This window comes from Enorma massiliensis phI (assembly GCF_000311845.1).
Lineage (GTDB): Bacteria > Actinomycetota > Coriobacteriia > Coriobacteriales > Coriobacteriaceae > Enorma > Enorma massiliensis.
Window position 1 is genome coordinate 654,951 of record NZ_HE978575.1, and the last position, 12,857, is coordinate 667,807.

The 12,857-nt window shown below is 61.7% G+C and carries 13 protein-coding genes and 3 tRNA genes; 13 read left to right on the plus strand and 3 right to left on the minus strand.

Annotation, left to right across the window (positions count from 1 at the left end):
* The first annotated feature begins 3 nt into the window (after positions 1 to 3).
* The 4 genes from mazG (at position 4) to HGEM_RS09515 (ending at position 4,570) form a co-directional block, all read left to right on the plus strand.
* Positions 4 to 867 carry a nucleoside triphosphate pyrophosphohydrolase gene (gene mazG / locus HGEM_RS09500; RefSeq protein ID WP_019129207.1) on the plus strand — a complete coding sequence of 288 codons (864 nt, stop codon included), beginning with the start codon at positions 4 to 6 and terminating at the stop codon, positions 865 to 867.
* Positions 868 to 1,018: 151 nt separating this feature from the next.
* Positions 1,019 to 2,308, plus strand: a complete 1,290-nt coding sequence (eno, locus tag HGEM_RS09505) for a phosphopyruvate hydratase (RefSeq protein WP_019129208.1) — start codon at positions 1,019 to 1,021, stop codon at positions 2,306 to 2,308.
* A gap of 326 nt (positions 2,309 to 2,634) precedes the next feature.
* Entirely contained in the window at positions 2,635 to 3,534 is a 900-nt protein-coding gene (locus tag HGEM_RS09510) for an FtsB family cell division protein (protein WP_154646840.1), read from the plus strand.
* Positions 3,535 to 3,574: 40 nt separating this feature from the next.
* Positions 3,575 to 4,570 carry a Ppx/GppA phosphatase family protein gene (locus HGEM_RS09515; RefSeq protein WP_019129210.1) on the plus strand — a complete coding sequence of 332 codons (996 nt, stop codon included), beginning with the start codon at positions 3,575 to 3,577 and terminating at the stop codon, positions 4,568 to 4,570.
* Positions 4,571 to 4,699: 129 nt separating this feature from the next.
* Here HGEM_RS09515 and HGEM_RS09520 read toward each other — a convergent pair.
* Positions 4,700 to 4,784: transfer RNA gene (locus tag HGEM_RS09520), tRNA-Leu, on the minus strand.
* A gap of 177 nt (positions 4,785 to 4,961) precedes the next feature.
* Here HGEM_RS09520 and HGEM_RS09525 point away from each other — a divergent pair.
* Together HGEM_RS09525 and HGEM_RS09530 are read left to right on the plus strand one after the other, a co-directional pair.
* Entirely contained in the window at positions 4,962 to 5,246 is a 285-nt protein-coding gene (locus HGEM_RS09525) for a PTS sugar transporter subunit IIB (protein WP_019129211.1), read from the plus strand.
* Between the two features lie 103 nt (positions 5,247 to 5,349).
* A tRNA-Leu gene (locus HGEM_RS09530) sits at positions 5,350 to 5,436 on the plus strand.
* Positions 5,437 to 5,540: 104 nt separating this feature from the next.
* Here HGEM_RS09530 and HGEM_RS09535 read toward each other — a convergent pair.
* A complete protein-coding gene (locus HGEM_RS09535; RefSeq protein WP_019129212.1) occupies positions 5,541 to 5,861 on the minus strand; it encodes a YbjQ family protein in 321 nt (106 codons plus the stop codon).
* 153 nt (positions 5,862 to 6,014) lie between these two features.
* On the opposite strand from HGEM_RS09535, the gene HGEM_RS09540 reads away from it, so the two are divergent.
* The 5 genes from HGEM_RS09540 to rplT all read left to right on the plus strand — a co-directional run bounded on the left by HGEM_RS09540 (position 6,015) and on the right by rplT (position 7,839).
* Positions 6,015 to 6,209, plus strand: coding sequence for a hypothetical protein (locus HGEM_RS09540; protein WP_022348889.1), 195 nt, complete (start codon positions 6,015 to 6,017; stop codon positions 6,207 to 6,209).
* Between the two features lie 128 nt (positions 6,210 to 6,337).
* Positions 6,338 to 6,424 (plus strand) — tRNA-Leu (locus tag HGEM_RS09545).
* Between the two features lie 168 nt (positions 6,425 to 6,592).
* The gene (gene infC / locus HGEM_RS09550) at positions 6,593 to 7,210 is read left to right on the plus strand and encodes a translation initiation factor IF-3 (RefSeq protein ID WP_035102013.1); all 618 of its coding nucleotides are present in this window, start codon (positions 6,593 to 6,595) and stop codon (positions 7,208 to 7,210) included.
* 30 nt (positions 7,211 to 7,240) lie between these two features.
* The gene (gene rpmI, locus HGEM_RS09555) at positions 7,241 to 7,432 is read left to right on the plus strand and encodes a 50S ribosomal protein L35 (RefSeq protein ID WP_019129215.1); all 192 of its coding nucleotides are present in this window, start codon (positions 7,241 to 7,243) and stop codon (positions 7,430 to 7,432) included.
* Between the two features lie 47 nt (positions 7,433 to 7,479).
* Positions 7,480 to 7,839 carry a 50S ribosomal protein L20 gene (rplT, locus tag HGEM_RS09560; protein ID WP_019129216.1) on the plus strand — a complete coding sequence of 120 codons (360 nt, stop codon included), beginning with the start codon at positions 7,480 to 7,482 and terminating at the stop codon, positions 7,837 to 7,839.
* Between the two features lie 129 nt (positions 7,840 to 7,968).
* On the opposite strand, the gene HGEM_RS09565 is transcribed toward rplT, so the two are convergent.
* Complete coding sequence (locus HGEM_RS09565) at positions 7,969 to 9,630, minus strand: amidohydrolase (RefSeq protein ID WP_019129217.1); 1,662 nt, start codon at positions 9,628 to 9,630, stop codon at positions 7,969 to 7,971.
* Between the two features lie 182 nt (positions 9,631 to 9,812).
* Between HGEM_RS09565 and HGEM_RS09570 the strand changes: the two genes are divergently transcribed.
* Positions 9,813 to 11,096: a M20 metallopeptidase family protein gene (locus tag HGEM_RS09570; protein WP_019129218.1), complete on the plus strand. Its 1,284-nt coding sequence runs from the start codon at positions 9,813 to 9,815 to the stop codon at positions 11,094 to 11,096.
* A gap of 57 nt (positions 11,097 to 11,153) precedes the next feature.
* Positions 11,154 to 12,494: an MFS transporter gene (locus HGEM_RS09575; protein WP_019129219.1), complete on the plus strand. Its 1,341-nt coding sequence runs from the start codon at positions 11,154 to 11,156 to the stop codon at positions 12,492 to 12,494.
* The last annotated feature ends 363 nt before the right edge of the window (positions 12,495 to 12,857 follow it).

The following is a 12,857-nucleotide window of genomic DNA, read 5'->3' on the forward strand; positions in this document are numbered from 1 at the left end:
GCGATGCCGGAGCCTACGGATCTGCCGGAGCAGGGCAAGCGCGACCGCACGACCCGCGTTGACGCCCGCGATGCCTTCGATGCCCTGACCGAGACCATCTGGCGTTTGCGACAGCCCGACGGCTGCCCATGGGACCGCGAGCAGACGCATGCCTCGATCGCAAAGAACATGATCGAAGAGGCGTATGAAGCGGTTGACTGCATCGAGGAGGGCGATACCGCGCACCTTCGCGAGGAGCTGGGCGATGTGCTCATGCAGGTCATGCTTCACGCGCAGATTGCGGCCGACGCCGATGAGTTCACGGTCGAGGATGTGGTGAACGAACTTAATGAGAAGCTGATTCGCCGGCATCCTCACGTGTTCGGCTCAGCAACGGTTGCTCGCGATACCGCAGAGGTGCTCGATATCTGGGATCAGGTCAAGCTTGCCGAGAAGGCATCGAGCGATACGGAGGCGGCAGCAGGCGGCGCTGAGCGCCCCCAGGGGCTTCTTGAGGGCGTTCCCCGCGCCTTGCCGGCCCTCATGCAGGCGCAAAAGGTCTCACGCAAGGCTGCTGCCGTTGGCTTTGAGTGGGAAAGCGTCGCAGATGTGTGGGATCAGGTTGCCGAGGAGCGCGCCGAGTACGAGTGCGAGCCGATCGGCTCCTCCGCGCGAGAGCTCGAGTTCGGCGACATGCTGTTCGCCCTCGTGAACGTTGCGCGCAAAGAGGGCATCGATGCCGAGCGCGCGCTGCGTGCCAGTACGGCGAAGTTCCGCGCGCGGTGGGAGGCAGTAGAGGACCGTGCTTGGGGCGCAGGCCACCGGGTTGAGGAGCTGTCGACCGAGGAGCTCAACCGTCTGTGGGATGAGGTGAAGAAAACGGAGTAGGCGTCCTGCGCGGATCGCGCACCGATCGGGCCCTTCTGGAGCTTTGGCGCCTCGACCGTCGAAGGATGTTTCGAATCCCGGTATGGAAACGCCGAGATTGTGGAATACTGAGACAAGTTTGTTAAGGCTAACCTTTTGGAAGGGGCGCACTATGAGTGAGATTTTGGACGTCTATGGCCGCGAGGTGCTTGATTCGCGCGGCAATCCCACCGTCGAGGTCGAGGTGACGCTCGACGACGGCTCGTTCGGCCGCGCGATGGTTCCCTCCGGCGCTTCGACTGGCGCGTTCGAGGCTGTTGAGCTGCGTGACGGCGATAAGGATCGCTATTTGGGCAAGGGCGTGATCAAGGCCGTCGACCATGTGAACAAGGAGTGCGCCGAGGCGGTAATCGGCATGGACGCGTTCGACCAGCGTGCGGTCGATGCCGCCCTCATCGCTGCCGACGGGACTCCCAACAAGGGCGCGCTTGGCGCGAACGCCATTCTCGGCGTGTCCCTCGCCGTCGCGCGCGCTGCTGCCCAGTCGGCGGGCTTGGAGCTGTATAGCTACCTGGGCGGCGTGAACGGCCACACCCTGCCCACACCCATGATGAACATCTTGAACGGAGGCGTGCACGCCGACAATAACGTGGACTTCCAGGAGTTCATGATCATGCCGGTGGGCGCGCCCACCTTCACCGAGGGCCTGCGCTGGTGCGCCGAGGTGTACCACACGCTCAAGTCCGTGCTCAAGGAAAGCGGCCATGCGACGGGCGTGGGCGACGAGGGCGGTTTCGCTCCGGATCTAGCGACGAACGAGGAGCCGCTTCAGTACATCGTCAAGGCCATCGAGGCGGCTGGCTACAAGCCTGGTGACGATTTCATGATCGCCATGGATCCGGCAACCACCGAATGCTACGACGCCGAGCGCGGCGTATACGTGCTCAAGGGTGAAGGCCGCGAGCTCACGACCGACGAGATGATCGACTACTGGGCCGCGCTGGTGGAGAAGTACCCCATCATCTCGATCGAAGACGGCCTCGCAGAAGAGGACTGGGACGGCTGGGTCAAGCTCACCGAGCGTTTGGGTAAGAAGGTCCAGCTCGTGGGAGACGATCTTTTCGTCACCAACACTGAGCGCCTGAAGAAGGGCATCGAGATGGGCGCGGCCAACGCCATTCTCGTGAAGGTGAACCAGATTGGCACCCTTACCGAGAGTCTCGAGGCGATCGAGATGGCGAAGCGCGCCGGGTATGCCTGCATCGTGAGTCACCGCTCTGGCGAGACTGAGGATTCCACGATTGCCGACCTCGCCGTGGCAACGAATGCGGGCCAGATCAAGACGGGTGCTCCCTGCCGCTCGGACCGTATTGCCAAGTACAATCAGCTCATCCGCATCGAGGACGGGCTGTATACCTCGGCTGAGTACGCGGGCCGCACGGCGTTTTACAACCTGCGGTAGCGATACCTCCCGGCGGGAAGCCCCGGAATTCCTCCTTCGCTGGTCCTCGCAGCTCGACGGGAAGCCCTGGGAAGGGTTCCTTCGCGTGTGGTCCTCGGAGTTCAGCAAAGCTGAACTCCTGCGGGAAACACGCTTCGGAATCCCTTCCCAGGGCTTCCCTGCGGTAACGGCCACGGTTGGGCGGGAGAGGGGGAGCGCGGGGCGTCGTTCGAGAAACGTTGGGCGTGCGCATTTGACGGATGCGTCGAAAGTCTCCGGTTTGAGGGTGCGCGAGCGTGTCATAATGAAGCGGTAGCGCAATCGCACTTCAATCAAACAAGGCGCCCATGGAAACCTATCGCGACAATTCGAAAGCAGCCGGCGCGCAGCGTCGCCAGTCCGTCTCATCTCGCTCCGGTAGCGCGCACGGGACATCGCGTGCCCGTCGCTCTGCACAGGGTGGAGCGGCGGTTCGGGACAGTTCTGGTTCCGGTGCTGCGCGTGCCGCCGACCGCCTGCGGTCGAATGGGCGAGGACGCGCCGTGAACGAGGGCGGCCGGTCGGTATCGACCCGGCGGGCGACGGGTTCCCGTAGACATCGCTCGAACTTCATGCGCTATGCGGCAGACAACCGCGTCGTGCAGACGATCTACGCCATCACGACGGGGCCGTGGCGCTTCGCATTCTACGGCGTCGTTGCAGCGGCGATCGCGCTCAGCGTCTATTTTCCCGTGCGCGACCTGTACGCGGCCTATCGAACAGGCGATATCCTCGAGCGTCAGCTTGCTGTTCGCGAGAGCTACAACAAGACGCTCGAAACCGAGGTCAATAAGCTGCTTTCCACAGAGGGTATCGAGGACGCCGCGCGCCAGAACCTTGGATTGGTGATGCCCGGCGAGCACGCGGTCGAGGTCATAGGGCTCGAGGACGAGGCGGGCGATTCGTCATCAGATGAAGCATCGGGCGATTCCAGCGGAAGCGCCGATGCGTCCGACGCTTCAGCCGATCAGTCGGGCGATGCCGCTGGCGACGAGGGTGACGCGTCTGACACTCAGGACGCCGCCTCGACCGATTCAGGGGCTTCGGGCTCCGCTACGGGCGCTCCTTCCGATCCGAACACCTCTGCAGAGGTCGAGGCCGCCGAGCGGGCAGTGGCCAACGATGCACCGTGGTACATCAAGGTACTCGATGCGTTTTTCTTCTACCAGGGCGTCGAGGGCCAAACGGTTTCCTCGACGGGTGATTGACGCTCGCGCGGTGCGCGGGCCAGGGAAGGCGGCATTGCCTATGTTGCTTGATCGAGACGGTTGCGCACGCATTGCGGCGATTGATCTGGGTACGGTCTCATCGCGGCTCTCGCTCGCACGCGTGCGAGATGGCGCGATCGTGGATTCGAAGAAGCATTCCGTTATTACCGACATGGGGCAGGGCGTGGACGCGACAGGTCGTTTTAGCGCCGGCGCCATCGATCGCGTGGAGGCTGCGTGCCGCACCTTCGCGGAGGAAGCCCGTGCTTTCGGTGCCACGGCGACATGCGTCACCTTGACGAGTGCTGCACGCGACGCGGAAAACGCCGAGGAGCTGCTCGCTCGCCTGCGCGCTCTGGGCCTTGCGCCCCAGATCATCCCTGGCGAGGTGGAGGCGAGGCTCACATTCTATGGGGTCGCCCACGATTTTCCCGGCGAGCGCATTGCCGTGGCAGATCCCGGCGGCGGCTCGACGGAGATCGTCGTCGGCACGTACGACCCGCGCAACGCGCATCTCGAGCTCGAGCATGTGCGGTCGCTTGACATCGGCTGCCGTAGGTTGACCGACCGGTTCTTTACTGCCGACCCGCCCGCTGCCGAGGAGCTCGCGGCCGCCGCCGCGTGGTCCCATGGCCAGTTCGCCTCATACTGGGATGAATTCGCCGACCGCCCCAGTCGATTCATCTCGGTGGGGGGTACGGTGACGACGCTCGTTTCGCTAACCTACGAGCTCGAGCCCTACGACTCCTCGTTCGTTCACCTTCATGGCCTGACGCTCGAAGAGGTCGAGCGGCAGCTCGATCGCATGAGCACGCTAACGGTCGCGCAGATTCGCGAGCTCAAGGGCATCCAGCCCAAGCGCGCTCCCATGATGCAGGCGGGAACGATTATCATCCGCGAGCTTATGCGGGCTGGCGGATACGAGGAGCTTACGGTAAGCGAGAGCAGCCTGCTCGCCGGCATGGCGGCAACGATTGATGAGGCCCTGGGGGGCGAGAAGCCGGTTGTCGGCTGGACGCCGGAGCTATCTGAGTAAAAGTTGGTAGGGACGGTGGGACTCGGCGGCCGGCTGCGCCGCTTCGCGCGCTCCGGGCCCTCCCGGGTTCGAGTCCACGCGATGGGCCCAAACACAAAACAGCCCCGTCTCCGGAGCTGTAGAGGTTAATGGTAGGGGCGGTGGGACTCGAACCCACAATCCCGAAGGCCGAAGATTTTAAGTCTCCTGCGTATGCCAATTCCGCCACGCCCCCATCGAAGACACAGTCTAGCAGACGGGGCGCTGGCAGGCGCGCGGGGAATCTACTGATATGCAAGGAATTCGCTGATATTTCTAACCCGCCGTTATTTTTTTCCAACTCACTTCTGGGTTTTTGCCATCGAGGGCGGTACACTATACCCATTGCACTTATCGAAAGGAGACCTTCGACATGAAGAAGATCGTGCTGGCCTGCGGTTCTGGAATCGCTACCTCGACCGCCGTTGCGCAGAAGGTGTCTGCGCTGCTGAATGACAACGGCTACGAGGGACAGTACGAGATCGTCCAGTGCGCGATCTCTGAGGCCAAGGATGCTTGCGCCGATGCCGACCTGCTCATCGCGACGACCGTCGCTCCGAACGGCCTTGAGTGCCCCTATGTGAGCGGTGTCCCGTTCCTCACCGGTGTTGGTCGCCCCGCTGCCGAGAAGGAAGTTCTCGACATCATCGCCGGTTAACCGCACGGGTTTGGCGCGCTTCCCGTTTCATAAAAATGGGGCTTGCGCACCTCGAGGCGCTAGGGTAAGATGAACAGCGCTTTCGGCGTTAGCCGAGACATATGCGGGCGTGGCGGAATTGGCAGACGCGTATGGTTCAGGTCCATATGGGGGCAACCCCGTGAAGGTTCAAGTCCTTTCGCCCGCACCACTGAGTATGAAGGCCCCGGCAACGGGGCCTTTTCTTATGCAAAGAGGGGATATACGGAAAGAGCTCCTAGTTTGTCCGCAAGGTCGTGAGGCCGCTTGGTTTAGCTAGCTTGCGCGGCGAATGCGCACGGCAGTGCCCGAAGCCACCGTCATGATCATCCCTTCAAAGGTTTCGTAGCCAAGCGAGGTGCCCACGACGGCGTTGGCGCCGAGCTGCTCCGCGCGGTCTGCAAGTTCGTCCAGAACCTCGCGGCGCGCGTTCTGCATCTCCTCCTCATATCCTGCCGAGCGCCCGCCGAACACATTGCGGATCCCCGCGCCCAGGTCCTTGAACATGTTGATTCCTGACACTGCCTCTCCGGCGATGATGCCCAGATACTCAACGATCTCGTAGCCCTCGATGGTTGGGGTGGTGGTGACGATCATGCTGCTCCTTTCTTTGGCGCCTGTAGCTCAAGTATAGGAAGCGCACGTGCCGCGACCGGTTAAGAAAGGCTAAAGAACGCACGAACGGTCCGCGCGAGACGGCAGGAGGCCCTGCGATTTGCTATTCTGTGGCGCAGGGAAGGAGAGATGCGCATGACGTGTCTGTATATGGTTATAGCGCTATTCATCGTTGCGGCTATCATCTCGTTCGTCTTGTCGCTGCTAGGCGTGCTCTTCGTGGGTGCGTTGCGGCTCATCCCGATCGTGATGCTCGTGCTCGCGGTCGCCGTGCTTCTTGGCAAGGTGAAGATCAGCATCGTGCACGATGATGATGACGACCGGCGCTAGGAGCGCGGGTGTTCCCGCTCCAACCAGGTGGTGTTGGCCCGGCGGGAGCGGTGTCCGATTTGGCCGGATTGCAACGTCGCGTGCAATCGCAGTCTTCTGTGGTACTATGTACCGGCGGTAGCGCAGTTGCCGGAGTGGCGGAATTGGCAGACGCAGCAGACTCAAAATCTGCCGTTGGCAACAGCGTGAGAGTTCGAGTCTCTCCTCCGGCACCATTTCATGATGAACTCATGGAGTGCGCATAGCTGTGCTATCATGCATCCGCATTGTTTCGGCAATGCTAGCAAAGTGGAACCGATGGTTCCCACCTTTCGGCGCCTTGAGCAGCTGTCTGGTCATCACAACCTATGAGGGCGGTGCATAGGCATCGCTTGCTTGGAACGATTGACCCGGTTGCTGTGCATGGCACCGGGTTTCGTGTTTTGAAGGAGGTACCGAAAATAGCTAAGCACGATGACACGCGCATCAATGACGAGATCACCGCGACGAGGTGCCGCCTGATCGGTGTCGATGGCTCGCAGCTGGGGCTCTTCGACATCCGCGACGCGCAGCGCATCGCCGACGAGCAGAACCTCGACCTCGTCGAGATCGCTCCGAACGCCGATCCGCCCGTATGCCGCGTCATGGACTATGGTAAGTACAAGTACCAGCAGGCCATGAAGGCCAAGGCAGCGCGCAAGAACCAGTCGCGCGTCGAGGTCAAGGAGATGAAGTTCCGTCCCAAGATCGACGTCGGCGACTACGAGACCAAGAAGGGTCACGTGCTCCGCTTCCTCAAGAAGGGCGCGCGCGTGAAGATCACCATCATGTTCCGCGGTCGCGAGATGGCGCATCCGGAGCAGGGTCTCAACGTGCTCGAGCGCTTGGCGGAGGACCTCAAGCCCTATGCCACGGTCGAGTCGCAGCCCAAGCTCGAGGGCCGCAACATGCTCATGCTCCTCGCTCCCATCAAGGGCGCTTTCGACGAGAAGCCCGAGAAGAGCGAAAGCGATAAGAAGTAGTTTGTCCTGTAAGCGATAAAGGAGAATTCCATGCCCAAGATGAAGTCTCACAGCGGTACCAAGAAGCGTTTCCGCGTTACCGGCTCCGGCAAGCTCATGCGCGCCAAGGCCTATAAGAGCCACATCCTGACCAAGAAGACGACGAAGCGCAAGCGCGGCTTCCGCCAGGAGACCGAGATCTCCAGCGCCGATCGCAAGACCGTCGTTTCGCGTCTCGCCTAATCCCGCTTCGTTCCCGTCTTTTCTGAGTTAGTAGGAGTTGATTAACTATGGCACGTGTGAAGCGCGCTCTCAACGCCCGTAAGCACCACCGCACCATCATGAAGCAGGCGAAGGGCTACTATGGCGCCCGTTCGCGTACGTATAAGGCTGCCAAGGAGCAGGTGCAGCACTCCCTCCAGTATCAGTACCGCGATCGCCGCAACAAGAAGCGCGAGATCCGCAGCCTCTGGATCACCCGCATCAACGCTGCCGCCCGCATGAACGACATCTCGTATTCTCAGTTCATGCACGGCCTGAAGGTCGCCGGCATCGAGCTCGATCGCAAGGTGCTTGCTCAGATGGCCTACGAGGACATCGAGAGCTTCAACGAGCTGGCCGCCATCGCCAAGAAGGCGCTCGAGGCGTAAGCCAGGCTCTTTCATCTCATCGCAACCAGCCGGGCTGGAAGGCATACGTAGCGCCTTCCAGCCCGGCTGTTTTTTTCGCCCGGAAATGATAAAACCGACCAGGTGGGTTTTATCATTTCCGGGTGAGGCCTATCGCTCGAAGACCTTCTCGCCGCAGATGTAGGTGGCCGCGACCTTCACGCGGTCGATCTCGTCGGCAGGGATGGCGAGGATGTCTCGGTCGAGCACGGCAAAGCTCGCCTTATAGCCGGCCTTGAGCATGCCGAGCCCTTCGAAGCCGAGGATGCGCGCCGGCTCGCGCGTATAGCGGGCGAGCACCTCCTCCACGCTGAGCGCCTCGGTGGCATCGAAGTCGAAGTGGTTGTAGGCCTGGCGGGTCACCGCGCTTTTTATGTTGGGGAAGGGGTCCGAGGGTACGGCCCAAGATGTTGCTGGGGCATCGGTTGAGATGCAGACGTCCACGCCGGCATCGACGAGGGTGCGGAAGGGGTAGCAGCGGCGTGTGCGCTCCTCGCCGAGGTTCGTGAGGTAGGTACCGATTTCGGCATAGGGGAAGATGGGTTGCGTGACAACGGCGATTCCGTTTGCCGCCATCGCGCTGATCGCATGCGGCGAAGGCGCGGTCACGTGTTCGATGCGCACCGGAGGCACGCCATCGGCGTCCCAAAGTCCAGCCGCCATGACGCGGTCGATGACGCGGTCGATGGCATGGGTTCCCATGGCGTGGAGCGAGAGCTGGCAACCATGGTTCTGGCAAAAGGCTATGGCATGATCGATATCATCGTCAGTGCAGGTCGGCATGCCGCAATTCGCAGCGCCCAGATCGCGCTCGGAGGGCAGGAACGGGTCATAGAACCATGCCGTGCGGCCTGACACGCTGCCATCGGTCAATATCTTGATACCTGCCGCGAAGATCTGCTGGCTGCGGTCCATCTGCTCGGGGCCGAGCTCATAGGCGTCCGGGCTTTGCTTGATGTAATCCCAGAGCATATAGGTGGCTACATCCTGTTTGAACCCGGCGCGTGCGGCGGCCAGGAGCAACGGATGGGTGTCGGTGCCGTCGACGCTGCACATGTCGGTCGCGGCGACGATGCCCTGCGAGGCGAGCAGTTGGCCGAGGTCCACGATATGCTGCACGGCATCATGCTCGCTCGGTTTGGGGATGAATGGCGTGACGAGGTCGCGCGCCGTCTCTTTGAGGACTCCGGTGGGCTCACCGGTGGCATCGCGCTCGATTTCGCCGCCAACAGGATCGGGCGTGTCACGCGTGATGCCAGCGATCTCGAGCGCACGGCTGTTGACGCAGCGGATGTGCCCACAGGTGCGCATGATGCATACAGGTGCGTCGGGGCTTCCGGCATCTAGGTCCCAACGGGTGGGTGAGCGGTGTTCGGCAAGAAGCGCCTCGTCATAGCCCCAACCCTCGACCCAGGCGTTGGGGCCTTGTGCGGCACGGCGGGCGCGAATTGCCTCGGTGAGCTCGGCAATCGAGGTGATGTTCGGTGGCAAGACCGAGATCTGCGGTGCAAAATTCGCGAGCATCACGGCATGCATGTGCGCGTCCACAAAGCCGGGGATAACGCGCGCGCCGCCTAGGTCGACCTCTTCATAGGCATCACCCGCGAAGGCGGCGGGCAGTTCGTTCGCCCAGCCGATCCAAACGATGCGCCCGGTGGCATCGGTCACGAGCGCATCTGCCTCGGGCTGCGCAGGGTCTTCCGTCGTGATGCGCCCGCCTATGAAGCGTGTGGGCACGGTGGTTGCCGGGAATTGCTGAGGCTCTAAAGGCATAGGTGATCCTTTCCTCAATCGTTTCAAATGGCGTGTGTCGCGCTGCGTTCAGCATAGCGCAGGCGTGGGGCGCTGCGAGGATGTTTCGGGGAGGTTGCTATTTGGCCCTGTAAGCGCAATCATGGGGTCAGGCGAGCGCGAAAGCGGTTACTGTGCTTGAATGAAGCAAGGAGGAGACCGCAATGGCAACGTTGTGTGCAGCTATGATTTCCGAGGCGCGTGCCCTGCAAGACGAGATCGTCGCAGATCGGCGTGCCCTGCATCAGATTCCCGAGGTGGGCATGGCCCTGCCCGAGACGGTTGCGTACGTGTCGCAACGGCTTGACAGCCTCGGCATCACATGGAGGCCGTGCGGCACCGTCGCTCATGAGCTCACGCGCTCGTATGAGAGCCTCGGGTATCCGGGTATCGACCGCTCCACGGGCATTGTGGCGACTGTTGGTTCTGGGGCGGGTCCCTGCATCCTGCTCCGTGCCGACATGGATGCCCTGCCCATCATCGAGGAAAACGATTTGCCGTTTAAATCCACGCGCACATGCAGCCATATGTGCGGGCACGACGCGCACACGGCGATGCTGCTCGCAGCGGCCGCGGTGCTCAAGCGCCACGAGGCAGAGCTCCCCGGAACCGTCAAGCTCATGTTTCAGCCGGGTGAGGAGCTCGGTGCTGGATCCAAGACGATGATTGACGACGGCGCGCTCGAGGCTCCGCGCGTCGACGCTGCCTTTGGGCTTCACGTCATGTCGAACGAGCCCGCCGGTCAGGTATCCTTTGCTCCCGGCGTATCGAGCACCTCGCTCGACACCTTCGTCATCAAGATCCAGGGGCGCGGCGGCCATACCTCGGCCCCGCAGCAGTGCATCGACCCGCTTATGGTGGCCAACCAGGTATACCAGGCGCTCAACCTCATGATGACGCGCGAGGTTGAGCCGGCGGCAGCTATCACCCTCTCGTGCGGCGCGCTCCAAGCGGGCACGGTGCCCAACACCCTGCCCGATACAGCGGACCTCAAGTTCGGCCTCAGGAGTCTCAACGTCGCGGCGCGCGAGCACGTGCTCTCGCGCATTCCCGAACTTGTGGAGGGGTATGTGAAGGCGTGGCGGGCGAGTTCCGAAGTCGCGATGTTCAACTGCCCCAGCGTGGTGACCGACCCGCTCTTGGCGGCCGAGCTGCAACCGGCGTTTGCGGCGGTGGTTGGTTCGGCGCGTGTACTCAAGGCCGAGCCCATGGCGGCAACGGAAGATTTTAGCTACGTATCGGCGTCGGTGCCGAGCGTTTTCGCGATTCTGGGTGCGGGAAGTCCCGGTGCTGCACCGCACCATAACCCGCATATGCACCTTGATGAGCAGGTGTTTTGGATGGGAGCGGCTCTACACGTGGCGGTTGTCGCCACGTGGTTCGAGCATCGTGCGCCATCGCGTCCAAGCATCGGCAGGCATAAGGGCGCATCGAGCGAGCGCGCATAGCGAGCGCGTGCCAATGCGACCAGCAAGGGCGACCGGCAAGAAGAAGGAGAGATCTCTATGGCACCCTCGGCAAGCAATCTACCAAGCAGCACTCGGCGCCCCTACTTTGGCTGGTGGCTCGTGGTGTCCGGATTTCTCATCATGGGCACCTGCTATACCACCATGGTGAGCGGCATGTCGCTCTTCCAGCCGCATATCGTCGAGGATCTCGGCATCACCGTGGGCGCCTATAATATGGCGAATTCCATGTCCACGCTCGTGTCGATCATCGGCTCGCTCGTTATCGGCAATGTAGTTGACCGTGTGGACGGACGCATCTTGGGCGGGCTTTCTGTCGCCATCACGGCGGCGGCGCTCATCGGCTTCGCCTACGTTGGGGCTGCTTGGCAGCTCTTTCTGCTCTTTGCTATCGATGGTTTAGTCATCGTGGCGGGCACACGCTTGCTCATCTCTATCGTGCTTACGAATTGGTTTACGCTCAAGCAGGGGCTCGCCGTCGCGGTGGCGCTCAGCGGTTCGGGCTTCGGCGGCGCGATTTTCTCGCCCGCGGTGAGTAGCCTTATCGCCGCCGTCGGCTGGCGCGCGTCCTTCATGGTGCTCGCCGCCGTGTGCTTTATCATTGCCTTTCCCATTACCGTGGCAGTCTTTTATAGCCGGCCTGCCGACAAGGGTCTCGAGCCATACGGCGCGGCCGAGGCTGCGGGCGCGGCGGCTGCAAGCGAGAAGCGCGCGGGCGATGTGCCGGTCGATGTTGAGGTGCCTTGGGCTCACGTTTGGCGGCACCCGTCATTCTGGCTCATGGTGGCCGGTTTTATGGTAATGGGCGTCATCAACGGCGCCGCGATTCCCAACTCCATTACTAATATGACGTCGGTGACGGTCGAGGGCCAGAAGATCGTGACCGGCGGCCATGACATGGTGTATGCGAGCTCAATCTACTCGTTCAATATGATCGTGGTGCTTGTATCTAAGATAGCGACGGGGTGGATGTACGACCGCTTCGGCGTCCGTACCGGGATCATCGTGGGAAGCGCAGCGTGCCTTATCGGTTCCGTGGGCCTGTGCTTTGCCGGTACGATGTGGGGTCCGGTGGTGAGCGCAGTCTTCTTTGGCTTCGGTACTTGCATGGGCACCGTAGCGCCCTCACTTGTTGCCGTGCGCTGCTATGGGGCGAAAGACGTTGGACGCATCACGGGGTGGCTGACGAGCTTGGAAATGCTGGGGTACGCCTTCGGTACGATGCTCTCGGGCAGTCTGTTCGATGCGTTTCACTCGTTCGTGCCCATGTGGATGATCAATATTGCGGGCAGCGTCCTCATGCTTGTGCTCCTACTTGCCGCCGCTCCGGCAGCTCGCGCCCTGGTCGATAAGATTCGCCATGAGGCACGGGCGGCATAGCAGGATATAGAACAGGGGAAGCGCTTGATCACACCCTTTATCAAAGGGTAACCCGACATTTCAGGCGCGCAGCTCGGGGAGTCGCGGATCTGCTCGCCAAAGCCGAGCGAGATTTCAACTTTTGGGCACTCCAGAGGGGGGACCCAAAGTACAGTCGCAAAAGTCTGAGGAACATGTACCTTCTGACCTGCGATATTCACATTCGTGTAATTCTTTATATTCGGTCGCAGCGGCTAGCAGTGCCCAAAAGTTGCGATCACGAGTGCTCGGATGGGGCTAGATGCCGGTAATCAGCGCTATCTAGAGAAGGGGCAAGGCGGTTCCGTCCGTAAGTATTTAGATAGAGCATTGTTCTGGTGCGGT

Excerpts from the sequence above, each read along its gene's own strand:
- mazG (WP_019129207.1), top strand. The coding sequence starts at position 4 with ATGCCGGAGCCTACGGATCTGCCGGAGCAGGGCAAGCGCGACCGCACG.
- eno (WP_019129208.1), top strand. The coding sequence starts at position 1,019 with ATGAGTGAGATTTTGGACGTCTATGGCCGCGAGGTGCTTGATTCGCGC.
- HGEM_RS09510 (WP_154646840.1), top strand. The coding sequence starts at position 2,635 with ATGGAAACCTATCGCGACAATTCGAAAGCAGCCGGCGCGCAGCGTCGC.
- HGEM_RS09515 (WP_019129210.1), top strand. The coding sequence starts at position 3,575 with ATGTTGCTTGATCGAGACGGTTGCGCACGCATTGCGGCGATTGATCTG.
- HGEM_RS09525 (WP_019129211.1), top strand. The coding sequence starts at position 4,962 with ATGAAGAAGATCGTGCTGGCCTGCGGTTCTGGAATCGCTACCTCGACC.
- HGEM_RS09535 (WP_019129212.1), bottom strand. The coding sequence starts at position 5,861 with ATGATCGTCACCACCACCCCAACCATCGAGGGCTACGAGATCGTTGAG.
- HGEM_RS09540 (WP_022348889.1), top strand. The coding sequence starts at position 6,015 with ATGACGTGTCTGTATATGGTTATAGCGCTATTCATCGTTGCGGCTATC.
- rpmI (WP_019129215.1), top strand. The coding sequence starts at position 7,241 with ATGCCCAAGATGAAGTCTCACAGCGGTACCAAGAAGCGTTTCCGCGTT.
- rplT (WP_019129216.1), top strand. The coding sequence starts at position 7,480 with ATGGCACGTGTGAAGCGCGCTCTCAACGCCCGTAAGCACCACCGCACC.
- HGEM_RS09565 (WP_019129217.1), bottom strand. The coding sequence starts at position 9,630 with ATGCCTTTAGAGCCTCAGCAATTCCCGGCAACCACCGTGCCCACACGC.
- HGEM_RS09570 (WP_019129218.1), top strand. The coding sequence starts at position 9,813 with ATGGCAACGTTGTGTGCAGCTATGATTTCCGAGGCGCGTGCCCTGCAA.
- HGEM_RS09575 (WP_019129219.1), top strand. The coding sequence starts at position 11,154 with ATGGCACCCTCGGCAAGCAATCTACCAAGCAGCACTCGGCGCCCCTAC.